This window comes from Pseudomonas sp. E141, from assembly GCF_052659885.1.
In genome coordinates this window covers 580,490-600,543 of the sequence record NZ_CP084024.1, presented here as the reverse complement: position 1 = coordinate 600,543, position 20,054 = coordinate 580,490, and the positions used below count along the sequence as shown (strand labels likewise).

The following is a 20,054-nucleotide window of genomic DNA, read 5'->3' as shown; positions in this document are numbered from 1 at the left end:
ATGAATGACATCGCCTTAAGCGGTCTGGCCAAGCAATTGGTGCTGGCCGAACTGATCACCGAGCAAAGTGCGCAGCAGGCGTACCAACAAGCCCAAAGCAGTCGCATGCCCCTGGTCAGTTACCTGGTGCAGAACAAACTGGTCCAGAGTCGCCAGGTGGCGGAAATTGCCTCGGAGCATTTCGGCGTGGCCCTGCTGGACCTCAACAGCCTGGACAAGGAAACCCAACCCACCGGCCTTGTCAGCGAAAAACTGGTGCGCCAGCATCACGCCCTGCCGCTGTGGCGGCGTGGCAACAAGCTGTTCGTGGGCATCTCCGACCCCACCAACCACCAGGCCATCAATGACATTCAGTTCAGCACCGGCCTGACCACCGAAGCCATCCTGGTGGAGGACGACAAGCTCAGCGACGCCATCGAAAAGTTTTTCGAATCCACCAGCACCGGCCTGGAAGGCATGGGCGATGTCGACCTCGACGGCCTGGACATCGAGTCGATCGATGATCACAAGCAAGACTCCATCGCCGGCCAGGACACCGACGATGCGCCGGTGGTGCGGTTCGTCAACAAGATGCTGCTGGACGCGATCAAGGGCGGCTCCTCCGACCTGCACTTTGAACCCTATGAAAAAATCTATCGGGTGCGGGTGCGTACCGACGGCATGCTGCGAGAGGTGGCCCGCCCGCCGATCCAGTTGGCCACCCGCATCGCCGCGCGCCTGAAGGTCATGGCCAGCCTTGATATTTCCGAGCGGCGCAAACCCCAGGACGGGCGCCTGAAAATGCGCCTGTCGAAAAACAAGTCCATCGACTTCCGGGTCAACACCCTGCCGACGCTCTGGGGTGAAAAAGTGGTGATCCGGATCCTCGACCCCTCCAGCGCGCAGATGGGTATCGATGCCCTGGGCTACGAGCCGGACCAGAAAGAGCTGTACATGGCGGCGCTCAAACAACCACAAGGGTTGATCCTGGTGACCGGGCCCACCGGCTCTGGCAAAACCGTGTCGCTCTATACCGGGCTGAATATCCTCAACACTGTGGACATCAATATTTCCACCGCTGAGGATCCGGTGGAAATCAACATGGAAGGCATCAACCAGGTCAACGTGAATCCGCGCCAGGGTCTGGATTTCGCCCAGGCCCTGCGCTCGTTCCTGCGCCAGGACCCGGACGTGATCATGGTGGGCGAGATCCGCGACCTGGAAACCGCCGAAATCGCCATCAAGGCCGCCCAGACCGGACACATGGTGCTCTCCACCCTGCACACCAACAGCGCCGCCGAAACCCTGATCCGCCTGCACAACATGGGCATTCCCGGCTTCAACATCGCCACGGCGGTCCACCTGATCATCGCCCAGCGACTGGCGCGCAAGCTGTGCCCACATTGCAAAAGGGCCATCGAGATTCCCGAAGAAACCCTGCTCAAGGAAGGCTTTCCGCGGGAACGCATCGGCTCGTTCACGATCTATGAGCCGGTCGGTTGCGAACAGTGCAACAACGGCTACAAGGGGCGCGTGGGGGTTTACGAAGTGGTCAGGAATACGCCCGAGCTGCAACGGCTGATCATGGCCGAGGGCAACTCGTTGGAAATCGACCTGCAAATGCGCAAGGACGGTTTTAATGACCTGCGCGCCTCGGGACTGCTCAAAGTGATGCAAGGCATCACCAGCCTCGAAGAAATCAACCGGGTCACCAAGGATTGAACATGGCGGTCAAGGCAATAAAAACCGACGTTTTCACGTGGGAAGGCAAAGACCGCAAAGGCACGAAAATGACCGGCGAACTGACTGGGCAGAGCCCGGCCCTGGTCAAGGCCCAGTTGCGCAAACAAGGCATCAACCCAGGCAAGGTTCGCAAGAAGTCCACCTCGATATTCAGCAAGGGCAAGCGTATCAAGCCATTGGATATCGCCCTGTTCACTCGTCAGATGGCGACCATGCTCAAGGCCGGCGTGCCCTTGTTGCAGGCGTTCGACATCATTGGCGAAGGCTTCGACAACGCCAACATGCGCAAGCTGGTGGACGAGGTGAAACAGGAAGTCGCCGCCGGCAACAGCTTCGCCGCGTCGTTGCGCAAGAGCCCGCAATACTTCGACGAACTGTACTGCAACCTGGTGGACGCCGGTGAACAGGCCGGCGCCCTGGATACGCTGCTGGAGCGCGTCGCGACCTACAAGGAAAAAAGCGAAGCCCTCAAGGCCAAGATCAAGAAAGCCATGACCTACCCCGCGGCCGTGGTGCTCGTCGCCGCCGTGGTCACGGGTATTCTGCTGGTCAAGGTGGTGCCGCAGTTCGAATCGGTATTCTCCGGGTTCGGCGCCCAACTGCCGGCCTTCACGGTGATGGTCATCGGCCTGTCGGAGTTCATGCAGCAGTGGTGGTGGATGCTGCTGGGCGGCGCGGTGGCGGCGTTCTTCGGTGTCAAACATGCACTCAAGCGCTCCCAGGGCTTGCGTGACTGGCGCGATAAATGGCTGCTCAAACTGCCGCTGATCGGCACCCTGATGTACAAATCCGCCGTGGCCCGCTACGCCCGGACCCTGTCCACGACATTCGCGGCCGGCGTGCCGCTGGTGGAAGCCCTGGACTCGGTATCAGGCGCCACCGGTAACGTGGTGTTCAAACGCGCGGTACAACGCATCCGGCAGGATGTCTCGACCGGCATGCAGTTGAATTTTTCCATGCGTGCTTCAGGCATATTCCCGAACATGGCGATCCAGATGACCGCCATCGGCGAGGAGTCCGGCGCGCTGGACGACATGCTCGACAAAGTGGCGAGCTTTTATGAAGCCGAGGTGGACAATCTGGTGGACAATCTCACCAGCCTGATGGAACCGTTCATCATGGTGGTCCTGGGGGTGGTCGTCGGCGGCCTGGTGGTTGCCATGTACCTGCCCATCTTTCAACTCGGCTCTGCGATCTGACATGCCCCTGACTGAGTTTTTCGCGCTGTATCCCCTGGCCTTTGTGCTCGCCGCGTTGTTGCTCGGACTGATCATCGGCAGTTTCCTCAACGTCCTGGTGTGGCGCCTGCCCAAGATGCTCTCGCGCGAATGGCGGCTGCAAGCCCATGACTTGCTGGGCCTGCCCGCCGAAGCCCCTGGCCCGGTCTACAACCTGATGCTGCCGCATTCCCAGTGCCCGCACTGCGGCCACCGCATCCGGGCCTGGGAAAACATTCCGCTATTGAGTTACCTGGCATTGCGCGGTCGTTGCTCCAGTTGTGCCGCGCCCATCGGCCGGCGCTATCCCCTGACCGAACTGGCCTGCGGCATCCTGTCGGCGTTCGTCGCCTGGTATTTCGGCTTTGGCTGGCAGGCCGCAATGGTGATGGTGCTGACCTGGGGCCTGCTGGGCATGAGCCTGATCGATGCCGAGCACCAATTGTTGCCCGACACCCTGGTGCTGCCGTTGTTGTGGCTGGGCTTGATCGTCAACAGCTTCGGGTTGTTCGTCCCCTTGAATCAGGCGATGTGGGGCGCCGTGGCCGGCTATCTGGCGCTGTGGTCGGTGTTCTGGGTGTTCAAATTGATCACTGGCAAGGAAGGCATGGGCTACGGGGATTTCAAGCTGCTGGCGATGCTGGGCGCCTGGGGTGGCTGGCAGATCCTGCCGCTGACGTTGCTGTTGTCATCGCTGGTGGGCGCCGTTATAGGGGTCATTGTGCTGCGCCTGCGTGATGCTCCGACATCGACGCAAATCCCCTTTGGGCCCTATCTGGCCATTGCCGGCTGGATTGCCTTGCTCTGGGGTGGTCAAATAACCGACTTCTATTGGCAGTCTGTCGGTTCCTAATGTCGACTTTAATGAATAGCCCCGCAGAAAAACCCTGGATTCTCGGCCTGACTGGCGGTATCGGCAGCGGCAAAAGCGCGGCGGCCCAGCACTTTATCGACCTGGGCGTGCACGTCGTCGACGCCGATCACGCGGCGCGCTGGGTGGTCGAACCCGGACGCCCGGCGCTGGCCAAGATCGCCGAACATTTTGGCCCCGGCGTATTGCAGGCCGACGGCACACTGGACCGAGCGGCCCTGCGCCAACTGATTTTCGAAAATGCCGAGCAACGCCGCTGGCTCGAGGCGCTGCTGCATCCGTTGATCGCCGAGGAAATCGCTCATCATCTGGCCCAGGCACAATCACCCTATGCGATTCTGGTGTCGCCGCTGTTGATCGAGTCCGGCCAGTACGCCATGACCCAGCGGATCCTGGTGATCGATGTACCGGAACAACTACAGATCGAACGCACCTTGCAGCGCGACAAGACCAGCGAGCAACAGGTCCAGGCGATCCTCAAGGCCCAGTCCAGCCGTCAGGATCGCTTGAGCCATGCCGACGACGTGGTGGTCAATGACCGCGACCTCGCCTGGCTGCACAGCGAGGTCGAGCGCCTGCATCACTTTTACCTTACTTTGCGTGGAGGCCAGTCATGAGCCAAACCCCAACCGTTGATTGCCCAACCTGTGGCGCCCCTGTGGAATGGAGCCCGGAAAACACCTTCCGGCCCTTCTGCTCCGACCGCTGCAAACTGATCGACCTGGGCGCCTGGGCGTCGGAAGAACACAAGATCCCGGTCAGCCCCGATGCCGAGGACGACCTGTTCAGCGAAGAGTTCGAGCCTCGCCACTAGGGAGCCATGAGTTTCCTCACCGCGTTGTCGCTTTAAGGCCGCATGAAACCGTAGTCCTGTTCATCGTCGAGATTCTCCGCCAGGAAACTCAGTTCATCGGCCAGGTCTTCAGCACTGCGCACCGCCTTGCTCTGCTGCACGATCGCACTGAGCAAGGCCCGCAGGCTAAGGCCCGGGTCGAAGCCGATTTCCACTGCCGCGTCCTGGCTGCGCCTGATCTCTTGTCTCGCCCACTCATAAACACTCATGGTTGTGCTCCTGGAATTTTTCCAGAGCATGAAGCGCACCCGGCTGCTCAGCCTTGATGTGAATCAAGGCTTGTCGTCATCCTTCCAGGGGGCCGACAGATAGCGCGTACGGTTGAAGGTCTCCAGCCATTCGGGGCTGAAAACCACCAACGCACTGACCACCATGCCGTTGATAAACGCCTCGGGAAAGATGATCAGCCAAAGGTAGCCGATGAAATCTTCCAGCCAGTAAGGCATGGCGAACACTCCGTCGTACCACAGCAGGCCAAGCCCCACCAGCAGGCACAACAACGCCGAAAGCGCGGCGGCGAGAAATCCCGAACAGAAGATGTACACGAACAGATTGCGCGGTTGGGCGCGTTCCACCAGGATCGCGCAGCACTCGGTGACCAGCACCGGCAGCAAAATCAGCAACGCACCGTTGATACCCACCGCCGCCATGTCCTGGCGTCCCAGCAGCACCAGGGCAAGCTGGGCGCAAAGGCCGCCGAGAATCGCCAGCGGCCAGTCCAGCAGCAGTGTCACGGCGGTCATGCCGATGAAGTGATACGAGACGCCGGTATCGAAATCCCGTCGCACCAGCCACAACATGAACACGGCCAGGACCGTGCCGAACAGCAAGTGCTGGCGACGGCTGTCGGTGAACAGCTCCACCCATGGCGCCCGTGCTACGGCCCAGGCCAGCACCGGCACATAAATCAGCCAGCCGACCGTCAACGTCTGCGCAGACAGCAGTTCGGCACCGATCATGGCGCTACTCCTCTGGCTTGTCCTTGCATCAAAGACTCCATGATCACCTCAGGATTCAAGCCAGCAGTCTACACCCCACCCTTAACCGGCCATAAATCAATGCAACGCTTCCAGCTTGTCGCAATTGAACGCTAAGCTTGGGCTCATGGATGATTCCGATTATTTACGCCTGCTGACCATCGCGGCCGAGCAAGCCAACGCTTTTCTGTCCAATGCCCGCAAATGGGAGCGTGAGCGTTGGGTCTGCCAGCGTCTGCTGCAAGGGCTGAACGTGCCCTATCGCGCTGATGAGTTCGCCCCTGCGGGAGAGCCGCCGGACGTATTGTTTCGCGATGCCAACTTCGAGGTGTTTTTTGTCCTCGACGAAGGCCGTCGCCTCAATGACGAATGGCGCGACGAGCTGCAGCGCCGCCGTAGCGCTTTCTCCCTGAGCCAACTGGTGCGCCGCGAAGCCAAGCCCCGACGCATCCCGGCCAATGAATTCCTGCTGCGCCTGGCCCCGACCCTGCGCAAGAAAGCCCACAACTACACCGAACGCGGCATGGATCTGGGGGAGCTGGACATCATCGCCTTCGCCAGCCTCAAGCGCGAGGTGCTGGACCTCAACAGCCATTTCCCGCCGCCGACCGAATACCTGCGCCAGGGTTGGCGCTCGCTGTCGCTGGTGGGGCCGACGTTTGCCCGGGTGCTGTTCGCCCATCCCGATGCGCCGGATTTCCTGCGCAGCAATCTGGGGCGCAGCATCGTGTTCGATGTCGGGATCAGCCTGTGAGCCCGTTGCAGGAACTGATTGCCGCCGTGCCCCAGCAAGGCCGCGTACGCTGGATAGGCGTGCGACCCCAGGGCCATGCACCCATGATTGAACTCGACGCCGTGGAGGCACGCCTGGAGGCCGGCCTGACGGGCGATCATGCCCGTCCCGGCGTGCGCAATGCCCGGCAAGTCACCTTGATTCAGTGGGAACACCTGGCCGTGATCGGTTCACTGATGGGCCGCCCGGTGGATCAGCCGGTGTTGCCGCAAGAGCTGCGACGCAACCTGGTGGTCAGCGGTATCAATCTGTTCAGCCTCAAGGGCCGGCGCTTTCGCATCGGCCAGGCCATCTTCGAAACCACCGGCTGGTGCCAGCCGTGCGCGCGACTGGAGCGCAACCTCGGCGAAGGGACGTTCCAGGCCGTGCGCGGCCATGGCGGAATCACCGCACGGGTGTTAAAAAGTGGAATCATTCGCCTGGACGACAGCTTGAGTGTCGAACCTGTTCCGGCGAGCGGCTACGCTGCTTTCAATGCCGGATAGCCAGACGCTGTAGCGTCTATACCTTTCGCAACGTCTACCTGCCGAGGCCTTTATGACCAGCCGCCTGAACCCGGAAGACCAGAAGCATGTCGAAGAGTACCTGCAACTGTCCCAGCACCGAGTCGAGCGCCGGCCTTTCCGGCCGTGGATGCTTCTGGTGGTGGTACTGGCCATCACCATCGGCCTGGGCCTGTTGAGCCGACTGATCAGTTACCTGACGCTATGAGCCGCTTGATGCTCGCGCGGGTAACGGCACCGATTTCCTTTAGCCTTGCGAGATATCCCCATGACTCATCGTATTGTCATCGTTGGCGGCGGCGCCGGCGGTCTGGAGTTGGCTACCCGTCTGGGTAAGACTCTGGGCAAGCGCGGCACGGCCAGTGTGATGCTGGTCGACGCGAACCTGACCCATATCTGGAAACCGCTGTTGCACGAAGTGGCTGCCGGTTCCCTGAACTCCTCCGAAGACGAACTCAACTACGTCGCCCAGGCAAAATGGAACCATTTCGGGTTCCAACTGGGGCGCATGAGCGGTCTGGATCGCGAGCGCAAGAGCATCCAGCTGGCCGCCACCTATGACGAGGCGGGCCTGGAACTATTGCCCGCCCGGGAGCTGGGTTACGACACTCTGGTGATCGCCGTCGGCAGCACCACCAATGACTTCGGCACCGAAGGCGCGGCGCAGCATTGCCTGTTCCTCGACACGCGCAAACAGGCCGAGCGTTTCCATCAGCAACTGCTCAACCATTATCTGCGCGCCCATGCCGGGCAAACCGACGTGGTCGAACGCATCAGCGTTGCCATCGTCGGCGCCGGGGCGACGGGGGTTGAACTGGCGGCCGAGCTGCACAACGCCGCCCATGAGCTGGCAGCCTATGGCTTGGACCGGATCAAACCGGAGAACATGCACATCACCCTGATCGAAGCCGGACCGCGGGTCCTGCCGGCCTTGCCGGAGCGCATCGGCGGCCCTGTGCACAAGACCCTGGAGAAACTTGGGGTCAATGTCATGACCAACGCCGCTGTTGGCCAGGTGACAGCCGACAGCCTGATCACCGTCGATGGCAAGGTCATCGACGCGAGCCTGAAAGTCTGGGCCGCCGGGATTCGCGCCCCGGACTTCCTCAAGGAAATCGACGGTCTGGAGACCAATCGCATCAACCAGTTGCAAGTGCTGCCGACCCTGCAAACCACCCGTGACGAGAACATCTTCGCCTTCGGCGACTGCGCCGCCTGCCCGCAACCTGGCACCGACCGCAACGTCCCACCCCGCGCCCAGGCCGCCCACCAGCAGGCCTCGCTGCTGGCCAAGTCCTTGAAGTTGCGGATCGAAGGCAAGGCACTGCCGGAATACAAATACACCGACTACGGCTCGCTCATCTCGCTGTCGCGTTTCTCGGCGGTGGGTAACCTGATGGGCAACCTCACCGGCAGCGTGATGCTCGAAGGCTGGCTGGCGCGGATGTTCTATGTCTCGCTGTACCGCATGCACCAGATGGCGCTGTACGGCATGTTCCGCACGGCCATGCTGATGCTGGGCAGCAAGATCGGGCGTGGGACCGAGCCTCGGCTGAAGCTGCATTGAGTCAGCCGTACTGACATCGAATGATCCACCGTCATCGCGAGCAAGCTCGCTCCCACAGTTGATCGCGGTCATCCTGTGGGAGCGAGCTTGCTCGCGATGGGGGCGGTCCAGTCAATACTTGAGCTCGGGCAGGATCACTGTCCGAGCCATCCATCGATCAAACCTGAAACCGCTGCACCATGGTGCGCAATGAATTCGCCAGTTGCGACAACTCATGGCTGGACGCGCTGGTCTGGTCCGCACCGGTGGCCGAGCGCACCGACAGATCCCGAATGTTCACCAGGTTGCGATCCACCTCCCGAGCCACTTGCGCCTGTTCTTCAGCGGCGCTGGCGATCACCAGATTGCGTTCGTGGATCTCGTTGACCGACGCCGTGATGGTCTGTAGCGCCTCCCCTGCCCGCTCCGCCATTGCCAGAGTGCTGGCGGCGCGACTGGAGCTGGCCTGCATCGAATCCAGCGCCTGAGTGGCGCCGCTGCGCATGCCCTGGACCATCTGCTCGATTTCCTGGGTCGATTGCTGCGTGCGATAAGCCAGCGCCCGCACCTCATCGGCCACCACCGCAAATCCACGACCGCTTTCGCCAGCCCGGGCCGCCTCGATGGCCGCGTTGAGGGCCAGCAGGTTGGTCTGCTCGGCGATGGCCCGGATCACGTCCAGCACCTTGCCGATATCCTGCGATTGGTTGGCCAGGGACTGCACCAGGCCGCCAGTCACCTGCACATCACTGGCCAGGGCGCCGATGGCGTCGACCGTGTCGCTGACCCGCTGCTGCCCAAGGGACGCCGACTCACTGGACTGACGCGTGGCATCGGAGGTGGAAACCGCATTGCGCGCGACTTCCTCCACGGCGGTGGTCATCTCGGTGACGGCGGTGGCGGCCTGTTCAATTTCGTTATTCTGCTGTTGCAGGCTGTGGGTGCTATCGACCGTGACCGCGTTCAGCTCATCGGCGGCGGTCGCCAGTTGGGTAGCTGAGCCGCTGATGCCCTGCAAGGTTTCACGCAGGTTCTGCTGCATGGTCGCCAGCGCCTTGAGTAAGCGGCTGACTTCGTCGCTGCCGTGGGTCTTGATCGGTCGGGTCAGGTCACCTCGGGCGACGTTTTCGGCGGCATTCAACGCCTCGCCCAAAGGCTTGACGATACTGCGAGTAAGCAGCATGGCCAGGGCCACCGTCGCCAAGGCGGCGAGCACAATGAACAGGCTGACGATCATCCGGGAATTGACGTAGTGTTCCTGGGATTTCTGGCTCTCGATGGAGACTTGTCTGGAGAACAGTTCCGCCAGATCGTTGAGCTGTTTGCCGGAACCGTCCACCACGGTCTTCATGTCCACCAGCAGCAGCTTGATCAACTCGTCCCGACGCCCCTGCTCTGCCAGGGCGAAGGATTGGGCGATGCCCGTGCGGTAAGCGGCAAAGGTTTGCTTGAACTGGTCATAAAGCGCCTTGCCTTCAGGCGTGATGACGAGCTTTTCGTAACTGAGGATTTTTTCGCTCAGTTCTTTGTCGCGGGTGTCCATTTGCCCACGGTACACCGGGATGTTCTTCGGGTCCTGGTCCAAGGCCATGCGCAGAGAAATGGTGCGGATGCGCAACATCAATTCACGGATCTCGTCACCGCCGCGAATACTGGGCAACCACTGGGTTTCTACCGCGACTTCACTGTCACGGATACTCGACATCTGTCCTAGCGCAAACACCCCGAGCAACGCCACCAGCACGGCGATCAAAGCGAAACCCAACGCGGCACGGGGGGCGATATTCAGTTGACGAAGAACCATGGGGAGCGCCTTTTTTATTTTGGCCTGAAGTGGGGCCATGCCCCTGTCGGTGGGTTATCGGCAGGTTGTACGATGACTTAAGGCAATCTGCTTTATCGCAGGCAAAAAAAATCCCCGTATCTTTCGATACGAGGATTTTTAATATGGTCGGGGTAAGGGGATTCGAACTCCTGACATCCTGCTCCCAAAGCAGGCGCGCTACCGGACTGCGCTATACCCCGGTAAAAAAAAGGCGACCTTCGCAAGTCGCCTTCCTCGATCAGCGCTTTTGGCCTCTGATCTTAAGATTCGATTCCAGCGAACTGGTTTCAAAAATGGTGGGTCGTGTGGGATTCGAACCTACGACCAATTGGTTAAAAGCCAACTGCTCTACCAACTGAGCTAACGACCCAAAAATGGTCGGGGTAAGGGGATTCGAACTCCTGACATCCTGCTCCCAAAGCAGGCGCGCTACCGGACTGCGCTATACCCCGATTGAAATGGCTCCGTGACCAGGACTCGAACCTGGGACCCAATGATTAACAGTCATTTGCTCTACCGACTGAGCTATCACGGAACTGATATTTCAAGTTACTGCTATTTGAAGCTACAACATTGAAGCCAGCTTCAACCTCTTCTACCCGTTCGCATCGCTGCGTTCGTGTGTCTGAGGCGCGCTATTCTACAATCTTAAAAACCTCTGTCAACCCCTTAAATTGCTTTCAAGACAATGATTTGCAACTTATTTTGGGTTGCTTCTCACAGAGAAGTGGCCCTTGGGGGTGACGTACTGCGGGGCGCACTTTACAAGCCTTTTCCTTTGAGTTCAACGGCCTGATGAAAAAAATGGCCTCGCAGTGCGAGGCCATTCCAATCACCCGATCCGCAGGCTTTCAGTTGAAGACGATTTCGTCGTTCTCCACCGTGCCGGTCACGGTTTCGCCCGGCATGAAGCGCCCGGACAGAATCAACTGTGCCAGCGGGTTTTCGATCCAGCGCTGGATGGCACGTTTGAGTGGCCGCGCGCCATAGACCGGGTCGTAACCCACCGCGATCAGCTTATCCAGCGCCTCGTCACTCAATTGCAGCTTCAGCTCGCGCTCGGTCAGGCGGCTGCGCAGACGTCCCAGCTGGATCTCGGTGATGCCAGCGATCTGATCACGAGCCAGCGGCTCGAAGATCACCACTTCGTCCACCCGGTTGATGAACTCCGGCCGGAAATGAGTGGAGATTGCATCCATCACCGCCGCGCGTTGCGCCTCACGATCACCCACCAGTTCCTGGATCTGCGCCGAGCCCAGGTTGGAGGTCATCACGATCACGGTATTGCGGAAGTCCACCGTGCGTCCGTGGCTGTCGGTCAAACGACCATCCTCCAACACTTGCAGCAGAATGTTGAACACATCCGGGTGGGCCTTCTCGACTTCATCGAGCAGGATCACCGAGTACGGCTTGCGTCGCACAGCCTCGGTCAGGTAACCGCCCTCTTCATAGCCGACATAGCCCGGTGGTGCGCCGATCAGCCGCGCCACGGAATGTTTCTCCATGAACTCGGACATGTCGATGCGCACCATGGCCTCTTCGGTGTCGAAGAGAAACTCGGCCAGCGCCTTGCACAACTCGGTTTTACCGACACCGGTCGGGCCGAGGAACATGAACGAGCCACTCGGACGGTTAGGGTCCGACAGCCCGGCTCGAGACCGGCGCACGGCGTTGGAAACCGCCACTACCGCTTCTTCCTGACCGATCACGCGCTGGTGCAGCAGGCTTTCCATCTTCAGCAGTTTGTCGCGCTCGCCTTCGAGCATTTTCGACACCGGAATGCCGGTCCACTTGGAAACCACTTCGGCAATTTCTTCTTCGGTGACCTTGCTGCGCAGCAACTGGTTTTCGCTCTTGCCGTGCTGGTCGACCATTTGCAGACTGCGCTCCAGATCCGGGATCACCCCATACTGCAGCTCGGCCATGCGGTTGAGGTCGCCTTTACGGCGGGCCGCTTCCAGTTCCTGGCGGGACTGTTCGATCTTTTGCTGGATCTGCGCCGAGCCCTGGACTTCGGCTTTCTCCGAATTCCAGATTTCCTCGAGATCGGAGTACTCGCGCTCGTGGCGCACGATCTCTTCCTGCAACCTTTCCAGGCGTTTCTTCGCCGCTTCGTCGCTTTCTTTCTTCAAGGCCTGGGATTCGACCTTGAGTTGAATCAGGCGCCGCTCCAGACGATCCAGCACTTCCGGTTTGGAATCGATTTCCATGCGGATGCGGCTGGCGGCTTCGTCGATCAGGTCAATGGCCTTGTCCGGCAACTGACGGTCGGTGATGTAGCGATGGCTGAGCTTGGCCGCCGCAATGATCGCGCCATCGGTAATCGCCACCTTGTGGTGAACCTCATAGCGTTCTTTAAGGCCACGCAGGATGGCAATGGTGTCTTCTTCGCTGGGCTCTTCCACCAGCACTTTCTGGAAACGCCGCTCCAGCGCCGCGTCCTTCTCTATGTATTGGCGGTACTCGTTGAGCGTTGTCGCGCCAACGCAGTGCAACTCACCACGGGCCAGCGCAGGCTTGAGCATGTTGCCGGCGTCCATCGAGCCTTCGCCCTTGCCCGCGCCGACCATGGTGTGCAATTCGTCGATGAACAGAATGATCTGCCCTTCCTGCTTGGACAATTCATTGAGCAAGGCTTTGAGCCGCTCTTCGAACTCGCCGCGGTACTTGGCACCGGCGATCAACGAACCCATATCCAGGGACAACAGTCGCTTGCCCTTGAGGCCATCCGGCACTTCGCCATTGATGATGCGCTGGGCCAGTCCTTCGGCGATGGCGGTTTTACCCACGCCAGGCTCACCAATCAGCACCGGGTTGTTCTTGGTGCGACGCTGCAGCACCTGAATTGTGCGGCGGATTTCGTCGTCACGGCCGATCACCGGGTCAAGCTTGCCTTCCTCGGCACGCTTGGTCAGGTCGACGGTGTATTTGTCCAGCGCCTGGCGGGACTCCTCGTGGTTGGCGTCGTTTACCGCTTCGCCGCCACGCAGGTTGTTGATGGCATTTTCCAGGGCCTTCTTGCTCACGCCCTGGCCGAGCAACAGCTTGCCCAGCTTGCTGTTCTCGTCCATGGCGGCAAGCAGCACCAGCTCACTGGAGATGAACTGATCGCCCTTCTGCTGGGCCAGGCGGTCGGCCTGGTTGAGCAGGCGCGCCAGATCCTGGGACATGTTCACGTCCCCTGTCGGATTCTGGATCTTGGGTAGCTGGTCGAGCTCTTTGGCCAGCTCTTTACGCAGGCTGCTCACGTCAAAGCCCACCTGCATCAGCAGTGGCTTGATGGAGCCGCCCTGCTGCTCGAGCATGGCTTGCATCAGATGCGCCGGCTCAATGCCGGGATGGTCCAGGCCGACAGCCAATGACTGGGCATCGGACAGGGCCAATTGCAACTTACTGGTTAAACGGTCAATACGCATGGGTCACCTTCCTTTTGAGCAGGCCGGACCTTAAAAACATCCTGAATGAAGAAACCTGCCAGATACCGCTATAGATGTGGACGATTCTGGAAGATTCAAGCAGTGCGCTATTGATACAGATCAGAGAAGTCTAGCGGTCGAGCCAGATCAGGGAGGCGAAGCGACCGGTACGCGAGTTGCGCCGATAGGAAAAGAAGCGTGGGTCGGTCACCGTGCACTGGCCGCCCCCATAGACCGCCGTGACACCGCGCGCCGCCAGCCGTTGGCGGGCCAGTGCATAAATATCGGCCAGGAACTTGCCGGCAGTGTCGCCAGGCACGAAGGCGTCTGCCGCCCTAGGCAGTTGCGCCATGAACGCTTCACGCACCTCTGGCCCCACTTCAAAGGCTTGCGGACCGATGGCCGGGCCGAGCCAGGCGAGGATTTCGTCGGCCGGGACCTGGAGACTGTCGAGAGTCGCTTCCAGCACGCCGTTGGCCAGCCCGCGCCAACCGGCATGGGCTGCCGCGACGCGGGTGCCGGCACGGTTGCAGAACAGCACCGGCAGGCAGTCCGCCGTCATCGCCGTGCAGGCGATACCCGGTGTGGCGGTCCAGCTGGCATCGGCGATGGCCACCTGAGCCGGATCAGCCTCGACCACGGTAATACCGTGGACCTGCTGCAACCAGGCCGGACGGATGGCAAATCGATCGGTGAGGCGACGACGGTTCTCAGCGACGGCCGTGGGCTCATCGCCCACATGGTCGCCCAGGTTGAGGCTGTCGAACGGAGCCAGGCTGACGCCGCCGGTACGGGTAGTGACGCAGGCCTTTACCCAGGCCGGCGCGGGCCAGTCGGGTATCAGCCAGTCATTCATCCGATGAACGCCTCGCGGTCCTGCTTGAGCAACGTCAGCAGCCAGACGAAGTCATCCGGCAGCGGCGATTCCCAGCTCATGCGCTTGCCGGTGGTCGGATGATCCAGCTCCAGGAAACGTGCATGCAGCGCCTGGCGCGGGAAGTTTTTCAACGACTCGACCATGGTGATGCTCGCGGCCGGCGGAATGCGGAAACGTCCGCCATAGGCCGGATCGCCCACCAACGGGAAGTTGATGTGGGCCATGTGCACGCGGATCTGGTGGGTACGACCGGTTTCCAGCTTGACTCGCACATGCGTGTGGGAACGGAAACGCTCCAGCACACGGTAGTGGCTGACCGCCTGCTTGCCGCCTTCCATCACGGCCATGCGCTGGCGCTGCTGGCCGTGACGGCCGATGGGGGCGTTGATCTTGCCACCGGCGGTGACCACGCCGATCACGATGCATTCATAAATGCGGCTGACGCTGCGACTTTGCAGCTGTGTGACCAGTTGTGTCTGCGCCTGAATGGTCTTGGCCACCACCATCAGACCGGTGGTGTCCTTGTCCAGGCGGTGCACGATGCCCGCGCGGGGCACGTTGACGATGTCCGGCACGTGGTGCAACAAGGCGTTGAGCAGGGTGCCATCGGCATGACCGGCGGCCGGATGCACCACCAGGCCCGCAGGCTTGTTGATCACCAGGATGTCGTCGTCTTCATAGACGATGTCCAGGGCAATGTCCTGGGCGACCCATTCTCCCTGGGCCTCCTGCTCGGCAGTCAGTTCGAGGATGGCGCCGCCATGGACGATGTCGCGCGGGCGGATCACCGCCCCATCCACAGTCAGGCGGCCGTCCTTGATCCAGGCGGAAAGGCGCGAGCGCGAGTGCTCGGCGAAGAGTTGTGCGGCGACTTGATCGAGGCGTTGGCCGCCCAATTCGGACGGCACCTCTGCGCGAAGTTCTATTTTATCGGACATGCTCGGACTAGGCGTCGGCACAGCCTTTGGTTTCGGCTGCGCGCTTGTGGTTAAATACGGCGTCTTTTGCCCCGAGGCTTCTCAACGGGGCGCTCATCATAACAGGACGGCCCCGCCCAAGACAGCGGCCGTCATAGGGACGCAAGCCGCCATGCAAGTGAAACACCTGCTGCTGATCGCCATCCTCGCATTGACTGCTGCTTGCTCGTCGAAGGAAGTCGTAGACGAAAACCTGAGCGAAGTCGAACTGTACCAACAGGCGCAGACCGACCTGGACAACAACAGCTATACCAGCGCCACGGCCAAGCTCAAGGCCCTGGAGTCGCGGTATCCGTTTGGTCGCTATGCCGATCAGGCCCAGCTGGAGCTGATCTACGCCAACTACAAGAACGCCGAGCCGGAAGCTGCGAAATCCGCCGCCGAGCGCTTCATTCGTCTGCACCCGCAGCACCCGAACGTCGATTACGCTTACTACCTCAAGGGCCTGACCTCCTTCGACCAGGACGTCGGCCTGCTGGCGCGCTTCCTGCCGCTGGACATGACCAAGCGGGACCCGGGCGCCGCGCGCGACTCCTACAACGAGTTCGCCCAGCTGACCAGCCGTTTCCCCAACAGCCGTTATTCGCCGGACGCCAAGCAGCGCATGATCTACCTGCGCAACCTGCTGGCCGCCTACGAAATCCACGTGGCTGACTACTACCTGACCCGTCAGGCCTACGTCGCTGCCGCCAACCGTGGCCGCTACGTGGTGGAAAACTTCCAGGAAACCCCCTCGGTGGGCGACGGCCTGGCAGTGATGACCGAAGCCTACCAGCGCCTGCACCTGGACGACCTGGCCGCCACCAGCCTGGAAACCCTCAAGCTCAACTACCCGGATCACCCGTCCCTGGAGGATGGTCAGTTCACTCCACGAGTTGACGAGGCCGACAACCGTTCGTGGCTGAGCAAGGCGACCCTGGGCCTGATCGAATCCCGTCCACCTCTGCCGCCGGGCGAAACCCGCGCCAACCAGGACGTTCAGCGCCAGTTCCAGGATGCCAAGGAAGCCATTCCAAACGAGCTCAAGCCCAAGGACGAAAATGGCGACGTGCTCGAAGAAGAAGAGCCTGAGAGCGAATCCAGCGATCGCTCCTGGTTCAGCTACATGACCTTCGGCCTGTTCGACTGAGGCCAGGTGTCAGCAAAAGGGAGGCCCGCGGGTCTCCCTTTTTTGTGCCTGGATTTTATAGCGCTGTGCGCCGTTCCTGTCCTTGGCTAAACTGCCTGATCATTAGCCAAAAAGCCGCCCATCATGCTTCGTTTACTGTTCTGGATCGCCCTGATTGCCGCCGCGATATGGTTGTGGCGCAAGTTCAAGGGGACCTCTGCCGCGCCGAATTCCCCTCGGGAACAGGACGCACCACCCATGGTCCGTTGCGCCCATTGCGGCGTGCACCTGCCGCGAGATCGGGCACTGGCCCTCGAACAACAGTGGTATTGCAGCCAGGCTCACCTCGAGCAAGGCCCGGGCACTCGTGACCGCTGAGCAAGCCTCAAGCCCTCGCGTCAAACAGGCGCAGCGCCTGCTGCGTCTCTATCACCTGTACCGTCTAAGCATCGGCATCACCCTGGTGCTGCTGATCTCCAGCAACATGGACAACCGCCTGCTGGAGTTCGCCAACGACGATTTGCTGCGCAGCGGCAGCTGGTTGTACCTGGTGCTGAATATCCTGCTGGTGGTGTTTCTTGAAAATACCCGCCGCCCAGCCCGGCTGTTCGGCCTGGCTCTGACCGACGTGCTGTTGTTGTCGTGGCTGTTCTACGCTGCCGGCGGCGCCCCCAGCGCCATCGGCAACCTGCTCATCGTCTCGGTGGCCATCGGCAATACGTTGTTGCGAGGCCGAATCGGCCTGTTGATTGCCGCTGTCGCCACGCTGGGCATCGTCGGATCGAGCTTCTTCCTTGACCTCAGCGATTCGAGCCGTCCCAGCAGTTATCTGCAGGCCGGTACCCTGGGGGCCTTGTGTTTTGCCGCCGCGCTGCTGGTGCAAGGCCTGACCCGACGCCTGGAAGCCAGTGAAATCCTCGCCGAACAACGGGCCAGCGAAGTAGTCGGCCTGGAAGCGCTCAACGCACTGATCCTGCAACGCATGCGCACCGGCATCCTGGTGCTCGATCGCCAGCGCCGGGTGCAATTGGCTAACGAAAGCGCATTGAACCTGTTGGGCATGCACGACCTGGTCGGCCAGCGGCTCGACGACTGCTCCGGCGCCCTGGTGGAGCGGCTGCAGCTGTGGTTGAACAACCCCAGCCTGCGTCCGCAAAGCCTGACCATTAACGGCACCGGCCTGACCTTGCAACCGAGTTTCATTGCCCTGGGGCATCACGATCAGCATCAGATCCTGGTCTTCCTCGAAGACCTGGCCCAAGTGGCCCAGCACGCCCAGCAGTTGAAACTCGCCTCCCTGGGGCGCCTCACCGCCGGTATCGCCCATGAAATCCGCAACCCGTTGGGGGCGATCAGCCATGCGGCTCAATTGCTGCGCGAGTCCGAGGAACTGAACAGCGCGGATCGGCGTCTGACGCAGATCATCCAGGATCACTCCCAACGAATGAACCGCGTCATTGAAAACGTCCTGCAACTGTCCCGCCGCCAGCAGACCACGCCGCAGCGCCTGGATCTGCGGATCTGGCTCGACCAGTTCGTCCGACAAGCCCGGGAAAACGCGGCTGGGCATCAGCACTTGCACCTGAGCATCGACCCGGGTGACTACCTCACGCTGATGGACCCCGATCAGTTGACCCAGGTGCTCGACAACCTCCTGCGCAACGCCTGGCGTCACAGCGCGATGGCCCATGAAGAGGCCGAGGTCTGGCTGAAGCTGTTCATCGATCCCCACAGCCAGCTGTCCACGCTGGACATTATCGACAACGGCCCCGGCGTGACACCGGACCAGCAAGCGCATTTGTTCGAACCTTTCTTCACCACCAGCAGCCAGGGCACCGGCCTTGGGCTCTATCTGTCCCGTGAGCTGTGCGAAAGCAACCAGGCCCGCCTAGACTTCAAACCACGCCAAGGCGGCGGCTGCTTTCGCATCACTTTTGCTCACGGACGGAAACAGATTTGACTACGCGCTCACGGCAACGAATCCTGATCGTCGATGACGAACCGGACATCCGCGAACTCCTGGACATTACCCTGGGCCGGATGAAACTCGACACCCGCAGCGCCGAGAACCTTGCCCAGGCCCGGGCCCTGCTGGCTGAAGACACCTTTGACCTGTGCCTGACCGACATGCGCCTGCCCGACGGCACTGGCCTGGAGCTGGTGCAACATATCCAGCAACGCTACCCGCAATTGCCCGTGGCAATGATCACCGCCTACGGGAGCCTGGAAACCGCCATCGACGCCCTCAAGGCCGGCGCCTTCGACTTCCTGACCAAACCGGTCGACCTGGGACGGCTGCGTGAGCTGGTCACCAGCGCATTACGCCTGCCGTCGGTCGCCATCCCGGCGGCGTCCATCGAGCGCTGTCTGCTGGGCGACTCCCCGCCGATGCACAACGTCCGCAAACAGATCGAAAAACTCGCTCGCAGTCAGGCGCCGGTCTACATCAGCGGGGAATCGGGTTGCGGCAAGGAACTGGTCGCCCGGTTGATCCATGAGCAAGGCCCGCGTTCCGCCCAGCGTTTTGTGCCGGTCAACTGTGGGGCGATTCCCACGGAGCTGATGGAAAGCGAGTTTTTCGGCCATCGAAAAGGCAGCTTCAGCGGCGCCATCGAAGACAAACCCGGACTGTTCCAGGCCGCTCACGGCGGGACCTTGTTCCTTGACGAAGTGGCCGACCTGCCCCTGGCGATGCAAGTCAAATTGCTGCGGGCCATCCAGGAAAAAGCCGTGCGGGCCGTTGGTGGCCAGCAGGAAGAAGTGGTGGATGTACGAATTCTTTGCGCCACCCACAAGGACCTGGACGCCGAAGTCACCGCCGGGCGCTTTCGCCAGGACCTGTACTATCGACTCAACGTCATCGAACTGCGCGTCCCGCCGCTGCGCGAACGCCGCGAAGACATCGAATCGCTCGCCAATCACACCCTCCAGCGCCTGGCCGCCAACACCGGCAGCCCCGCGGTCAAGCTCCATCCCCAAGCCCTGGACGCCCTTCGAAACTACCGCTTTCCGGGCAACGTTCGGGAACTGGAAAACATGCTCGAACGCGCCTACACCCTTTGCGAGCACCAGTTGATCGAAGCCCACGACCTGCGCCTGGCCGAGGGCATCAGCACCGCCGACGCGGGCAGCCCCGACCTGATGCGGGTCGATAACCTGGAAGACTATCTGGAGGACGTCGAACGCAAACTCATCCTCCAGGCTTTGGAGGAAACCCGCTGGAACCGCACGGCGGCGGCCCAGCGGTTGAAGTTGTCGTTTCGGTCGATGCGGTATCGGTTGAAGAAGTTGGGGTTGGATTGAGGCGCGGTCCTGAAGCCCCTACTTAACCTGTGGCGAGGGAGCTTGCTCCCTCGCCACAGGTTCGGC

18 protein-coding genes, 4 tRNA genes and 2 pseudogenes are annotated in these 20,054 nt (G+C 61.1%); 13 read left to right on the top strand and 11 right to left on the bottom strand.

Features of this window, described 5'->3' with window-relative positions; genetic code table 11:
• The 5 genes from pilB to yacG are packed head-to-tail and all read left to right on the top strand — an operon-like array spanning position 1 to position 4,624.
• Entirely contained in the window at positions 1 to 1,701 is a 1,701-nt protein-coding gene (pilB, locus tag GKKCFE_RS02620; RefSeq protein WP_047229859.1) for a type IV-A pilus assembly ATPase PilB, read from the top strand.
• A 2-nt stretch (positions 1,702 to 1,703) separates the two neighbouring features.
• On the top strand, positions 1,704 to 2,921 hold the full coding sequence (locus GKKCFE_RS02615; protein ID WP_445577450.1) for a type II secretion system F family protein: 1,218 nt from the start codon (positions 1,704 to 1,706) through the stop codon (positions 2,919 to 2,921).
• A gap of 1 nt (position 2,922) precedes the next feature.
• Entirely contained in the window at positions 2,923 to 3,792 is an 870-nt protein-coding gene (locus GKKCFE_RS02610) for a prepilin peptidase (protein ID WP_047229861.1), read from the top strand.
• A gap of 11 nt (positions 3,793 to 3,803) precedes the next feature.
• Positions 3,804 to 4,427 (top strand): dephospho-CoA kinase, encoded by a 624-nt coding sequence (coaE, locus tag GKKCFE_RS02605; protein WP_139051186.1) that lies wholly within the window; start codon positions 3,804 to 3,806, stop codon positions 4,425 to 4,427.
• Positions 4,424 to 4,624 (top strand): DNA gyrase inhibitor YacG, encoded by a 201-nt coding sequence (gene yacG / locus GKKCFE_RS02600; protein WP_047229863.1) that lies wholly within the window; start codon positions 4,424 to 4,426, stop codon positions 4,622 to 4,624. The genes coaE and yacG overlap by 4 nt, the downstream gene beginning before the upstream one ends.
• 32 nt (positions 4,625 to 4,656) lie before the next feature.
• Here the strand turns inward: yacG and GKKCFE_RS02595 are convergent, their stop codons facing one another.
• Positions 4,657 to 4,872 (bottom strand): hypothetical protein, encoded by a 216-nt coding sequence (locus tag GKKCFE_RS02595; RefSeq protein ID WP_076386357.1) that lies wholly within the window; start codon positions 4,870 to 4,872, stop codon positions 4,657 to 4,659.
• A gap of 63 nt (positions 4,873 to 4,935) precedes the next feature.
• Positions 4,936 to 5,622: an energy-coupling factor ABC transporter permease gene (locus tag GKKCFE_RS02590; RefSeq protein ID WP_047229865.1), complete on the bottom strand. Its 687-nt coding sequence runs from the start codon at positions 5,620 to 5,622 to the stop codon at positions 4,936 to 4,938.
• Between the two features lie 145 nt (positions 5,623 to 5,767).
• Between GKKCFE_RS02590 and GKKCFE_RS02585 the strand changes: the two genes are divergently transcribed.
• From GKKCFE_RS02585 to GKKCFE_RS02570, 4 genes are read left to right on the top strand one after another with little or no spacing between them, the layout of a single operon-like run.
• Positions 5,768 to 6,394 carry a DUF1780 domain-containing protein gene (locus GKKCFE_RS02585; RefSeq protein WP_047229866.1) on the top strand — a complete coding sequence of 209 codons (627 nt, stop codon included), beginning with the start codon at positions 5,768 to 5,770 and terminating at the stop codon, positions 6,392 to 6,394.
• Positions 6,391 to 6,918 (top strand): MOSC domain-containing protein, encoded by a 528-nt coding sequence (locus GKKCFE_RS02580; protein ID WP_107322954.1) that lies wholly within the window; start codon positions 6,391 to 6,393, stop codon positions 6,916 to 6,918. The genes GKKCFE_RS02585 and GKKCFE_RS02580 overlap by 4 nt, the downstream gene beginning before the upstream one ends.
• A gap of 52 nt (positions 6,919 to 6,970) precedes the next feature.
• Positions 6,971 to 7,144, top strand: coding sequence for a DUF3094 family protein (locus GKKCFE_RS02575; protein ID WP_076386361.1), 174 nt, complete (start codon positions 6,971 to 6,973; stop codon positions 7,142 to 7,144).
• A 60-nt stretch (positions 7,145 to 7,204) separates the two neighbouring features.
• On the top strand, positions 7,205 to 8,503 hold the full coding sequence (locus GKKCFE_RS02570; RefSeq protein WP_316912584.1) for an NAD(P)/FAD-dependent oxidoreductase: 1,299 nt from the start codon (positions 7,205 to 7,207) through the stop codon (positions 8,501 to 8,503).
• Positions 8,504 to 8,660: 157 nt separating this feature from the next.
• On the opposite strand, the pseudogene GKKCFE_RS02565 reads toward GKKCFE_RS02570, so the two are convergent.
• The 9 genes and pseudogenes from GKKCFE_RS02565 to rluD all read right to left on the bottom strand — a co-directional run.
• Positions 8,661 to 9,260, bottom strand: a pseudogene (locus tag GKKCFE_RS02565) (methyl-accepting chemotaxis protein); the annotation flags it as partial.
• A gap of 303 nt (positions 9,261 to 9,563) precedes the next feature.
• Positions 9,564 to 10,286 (bottom strand): annotated as a pseudogene (locus tag GKKCFE_RS02560) (MCP four helix bundle domain-containing protein); the annotation flags it as partial.
• Positions 10,287 to 10,430: 144 nt separating this feature from the next.
• Positions 10,431 to 10,507, bottom strand: a tRNA-Pro gene (locus GKKCFE_RS02555).
• A gap of 94 nt (positions 10,508 to 10,601) precedes the next feature.
• Positions 10,602 to 10,677, bottom strand: a tRNA-Lys gene (locus GKKCFE_RS02550).
• A gap of 5 nt (positions 10,678 to 10,682) precedes the next feature.
• Positions 10,683 to 10,759, bottom strand: a tRNA-Pro gene (locus GKKCFE_RS02545).
• 7 nt (positions 10,760 to 10,766) lie between these two features.
• Positions 10,767 to 10,842, bottom strand: a tRNA-Asn gene (locus GKKCFE_RS02540).
• Between the two features lie 316 nt (positions 10,843 to 11,158).
• On the bottom strand, positions 11,159 to 13,723 hold the full coding sequence (clpB, locus tag GKKCFE_RS02535; protein ID WP_047229871.1) for an ATP-dependent chaperone ClpB: 2,565 nt from the start codon (positions 13,721 to 13,723) through the stop codon (positions 11,159 to 11,161).
• A gap of 130 nt (positions 13,724 to 13,853) precedes the next feature.
• Positions 13,854 to 14,579 (bottom strand): peptidoglycan editing factor PgeF, encoded by a 726-nt coding sequence (gene pgeF, locus GKKCFE_RS02530; protein WP_107322956.1) that lies wholly within the window; start codon positions 14,577 to 14,579, stop codon positions 13,854 to 13,856.
• Positions 14,576 to 15,538, bottom strand: a complete 963-nt coding sequence (gene rluD, locus GKKCFE_RS02525; RefSeq protein WP_047229873.1) for a 23S rRNA pseudouridine(1911/1915/1917) synthase RluD — start codon at positions 15,536 to 15,538, stop codon at positions 14,576 to 14,578. Before rluD ends, pgeF begins: the two co-directional genes overlap by 4 nt.
• A 151-nt stretch (positions 15,539 to 15,689) precedes the next feature.
• Between rluD and GKKCFE_RS02520 the strand changes: the two genes are divergently transcribed.
• The 4 genes from GKKCFE_RS02520 to GKKCFE_RS02505 all read left to right on the top strand — a co-directional run bounded on the left by GKKCFE_RS02520 (position 15,690) and on the right by GKKCFE_RS02505 (position 19,988).
• Positions 15,690 to 16,706, top strand: a complete 1,017-nt coding sequence (locus tag GKKCFE_RS02520) for an outer membrane protein assembly factor BamD (RefSeq protein ID WP_047229874.1) — start codon at positions 15,690 to 15,692, stop codon at positions 16,704 to 16,706.
• Between the two features lie 123 nt (positions 16,707 to 16,829).
• Positions 16,830 to 17,063, top strand: a complete 234-nt coding sequence (locus GKKCFE_RS02515; RefSeq protein ID WP_047229875.1) for a PP0621 family protein — start codon at positions 16,830 to 16,832, stop codon at positions 17,061 to 17,063.
• Entirely contained in the window at positions 17,053 to 18,645 is a 1,593-nt protein-coding gene (locus GKKCFE_RS02510) for a two-component system sensor histidine kinase NtrB (protein ID WP_139051188.1), read from the top strand. Before GKKCFE_RS02515 ends, GKKCFE_RS02510 begins: the two co-directional genes overlap by 11 nt.
• Positions 18,642 to 19,988 carry a sigma-54-dependent transcriptional regulator gene (locus GKKCFE_RS02505; protein WP_274090858.1) on the top strand — a complete coding sequence of 449 codons (1,347 nt, stop codon included), beginning with the start codon at positions 18,642 to 18,644 and terminating at the stop codon, positions 19,986 to 19,988. Before GKKCFE_RS02510 ends, GKKCFE_RS02505 begins: the two co-directional genes overlap by 4 nt.
• Positions 19,989 to 20,054 lie beyond the last annotated feature (66 nt).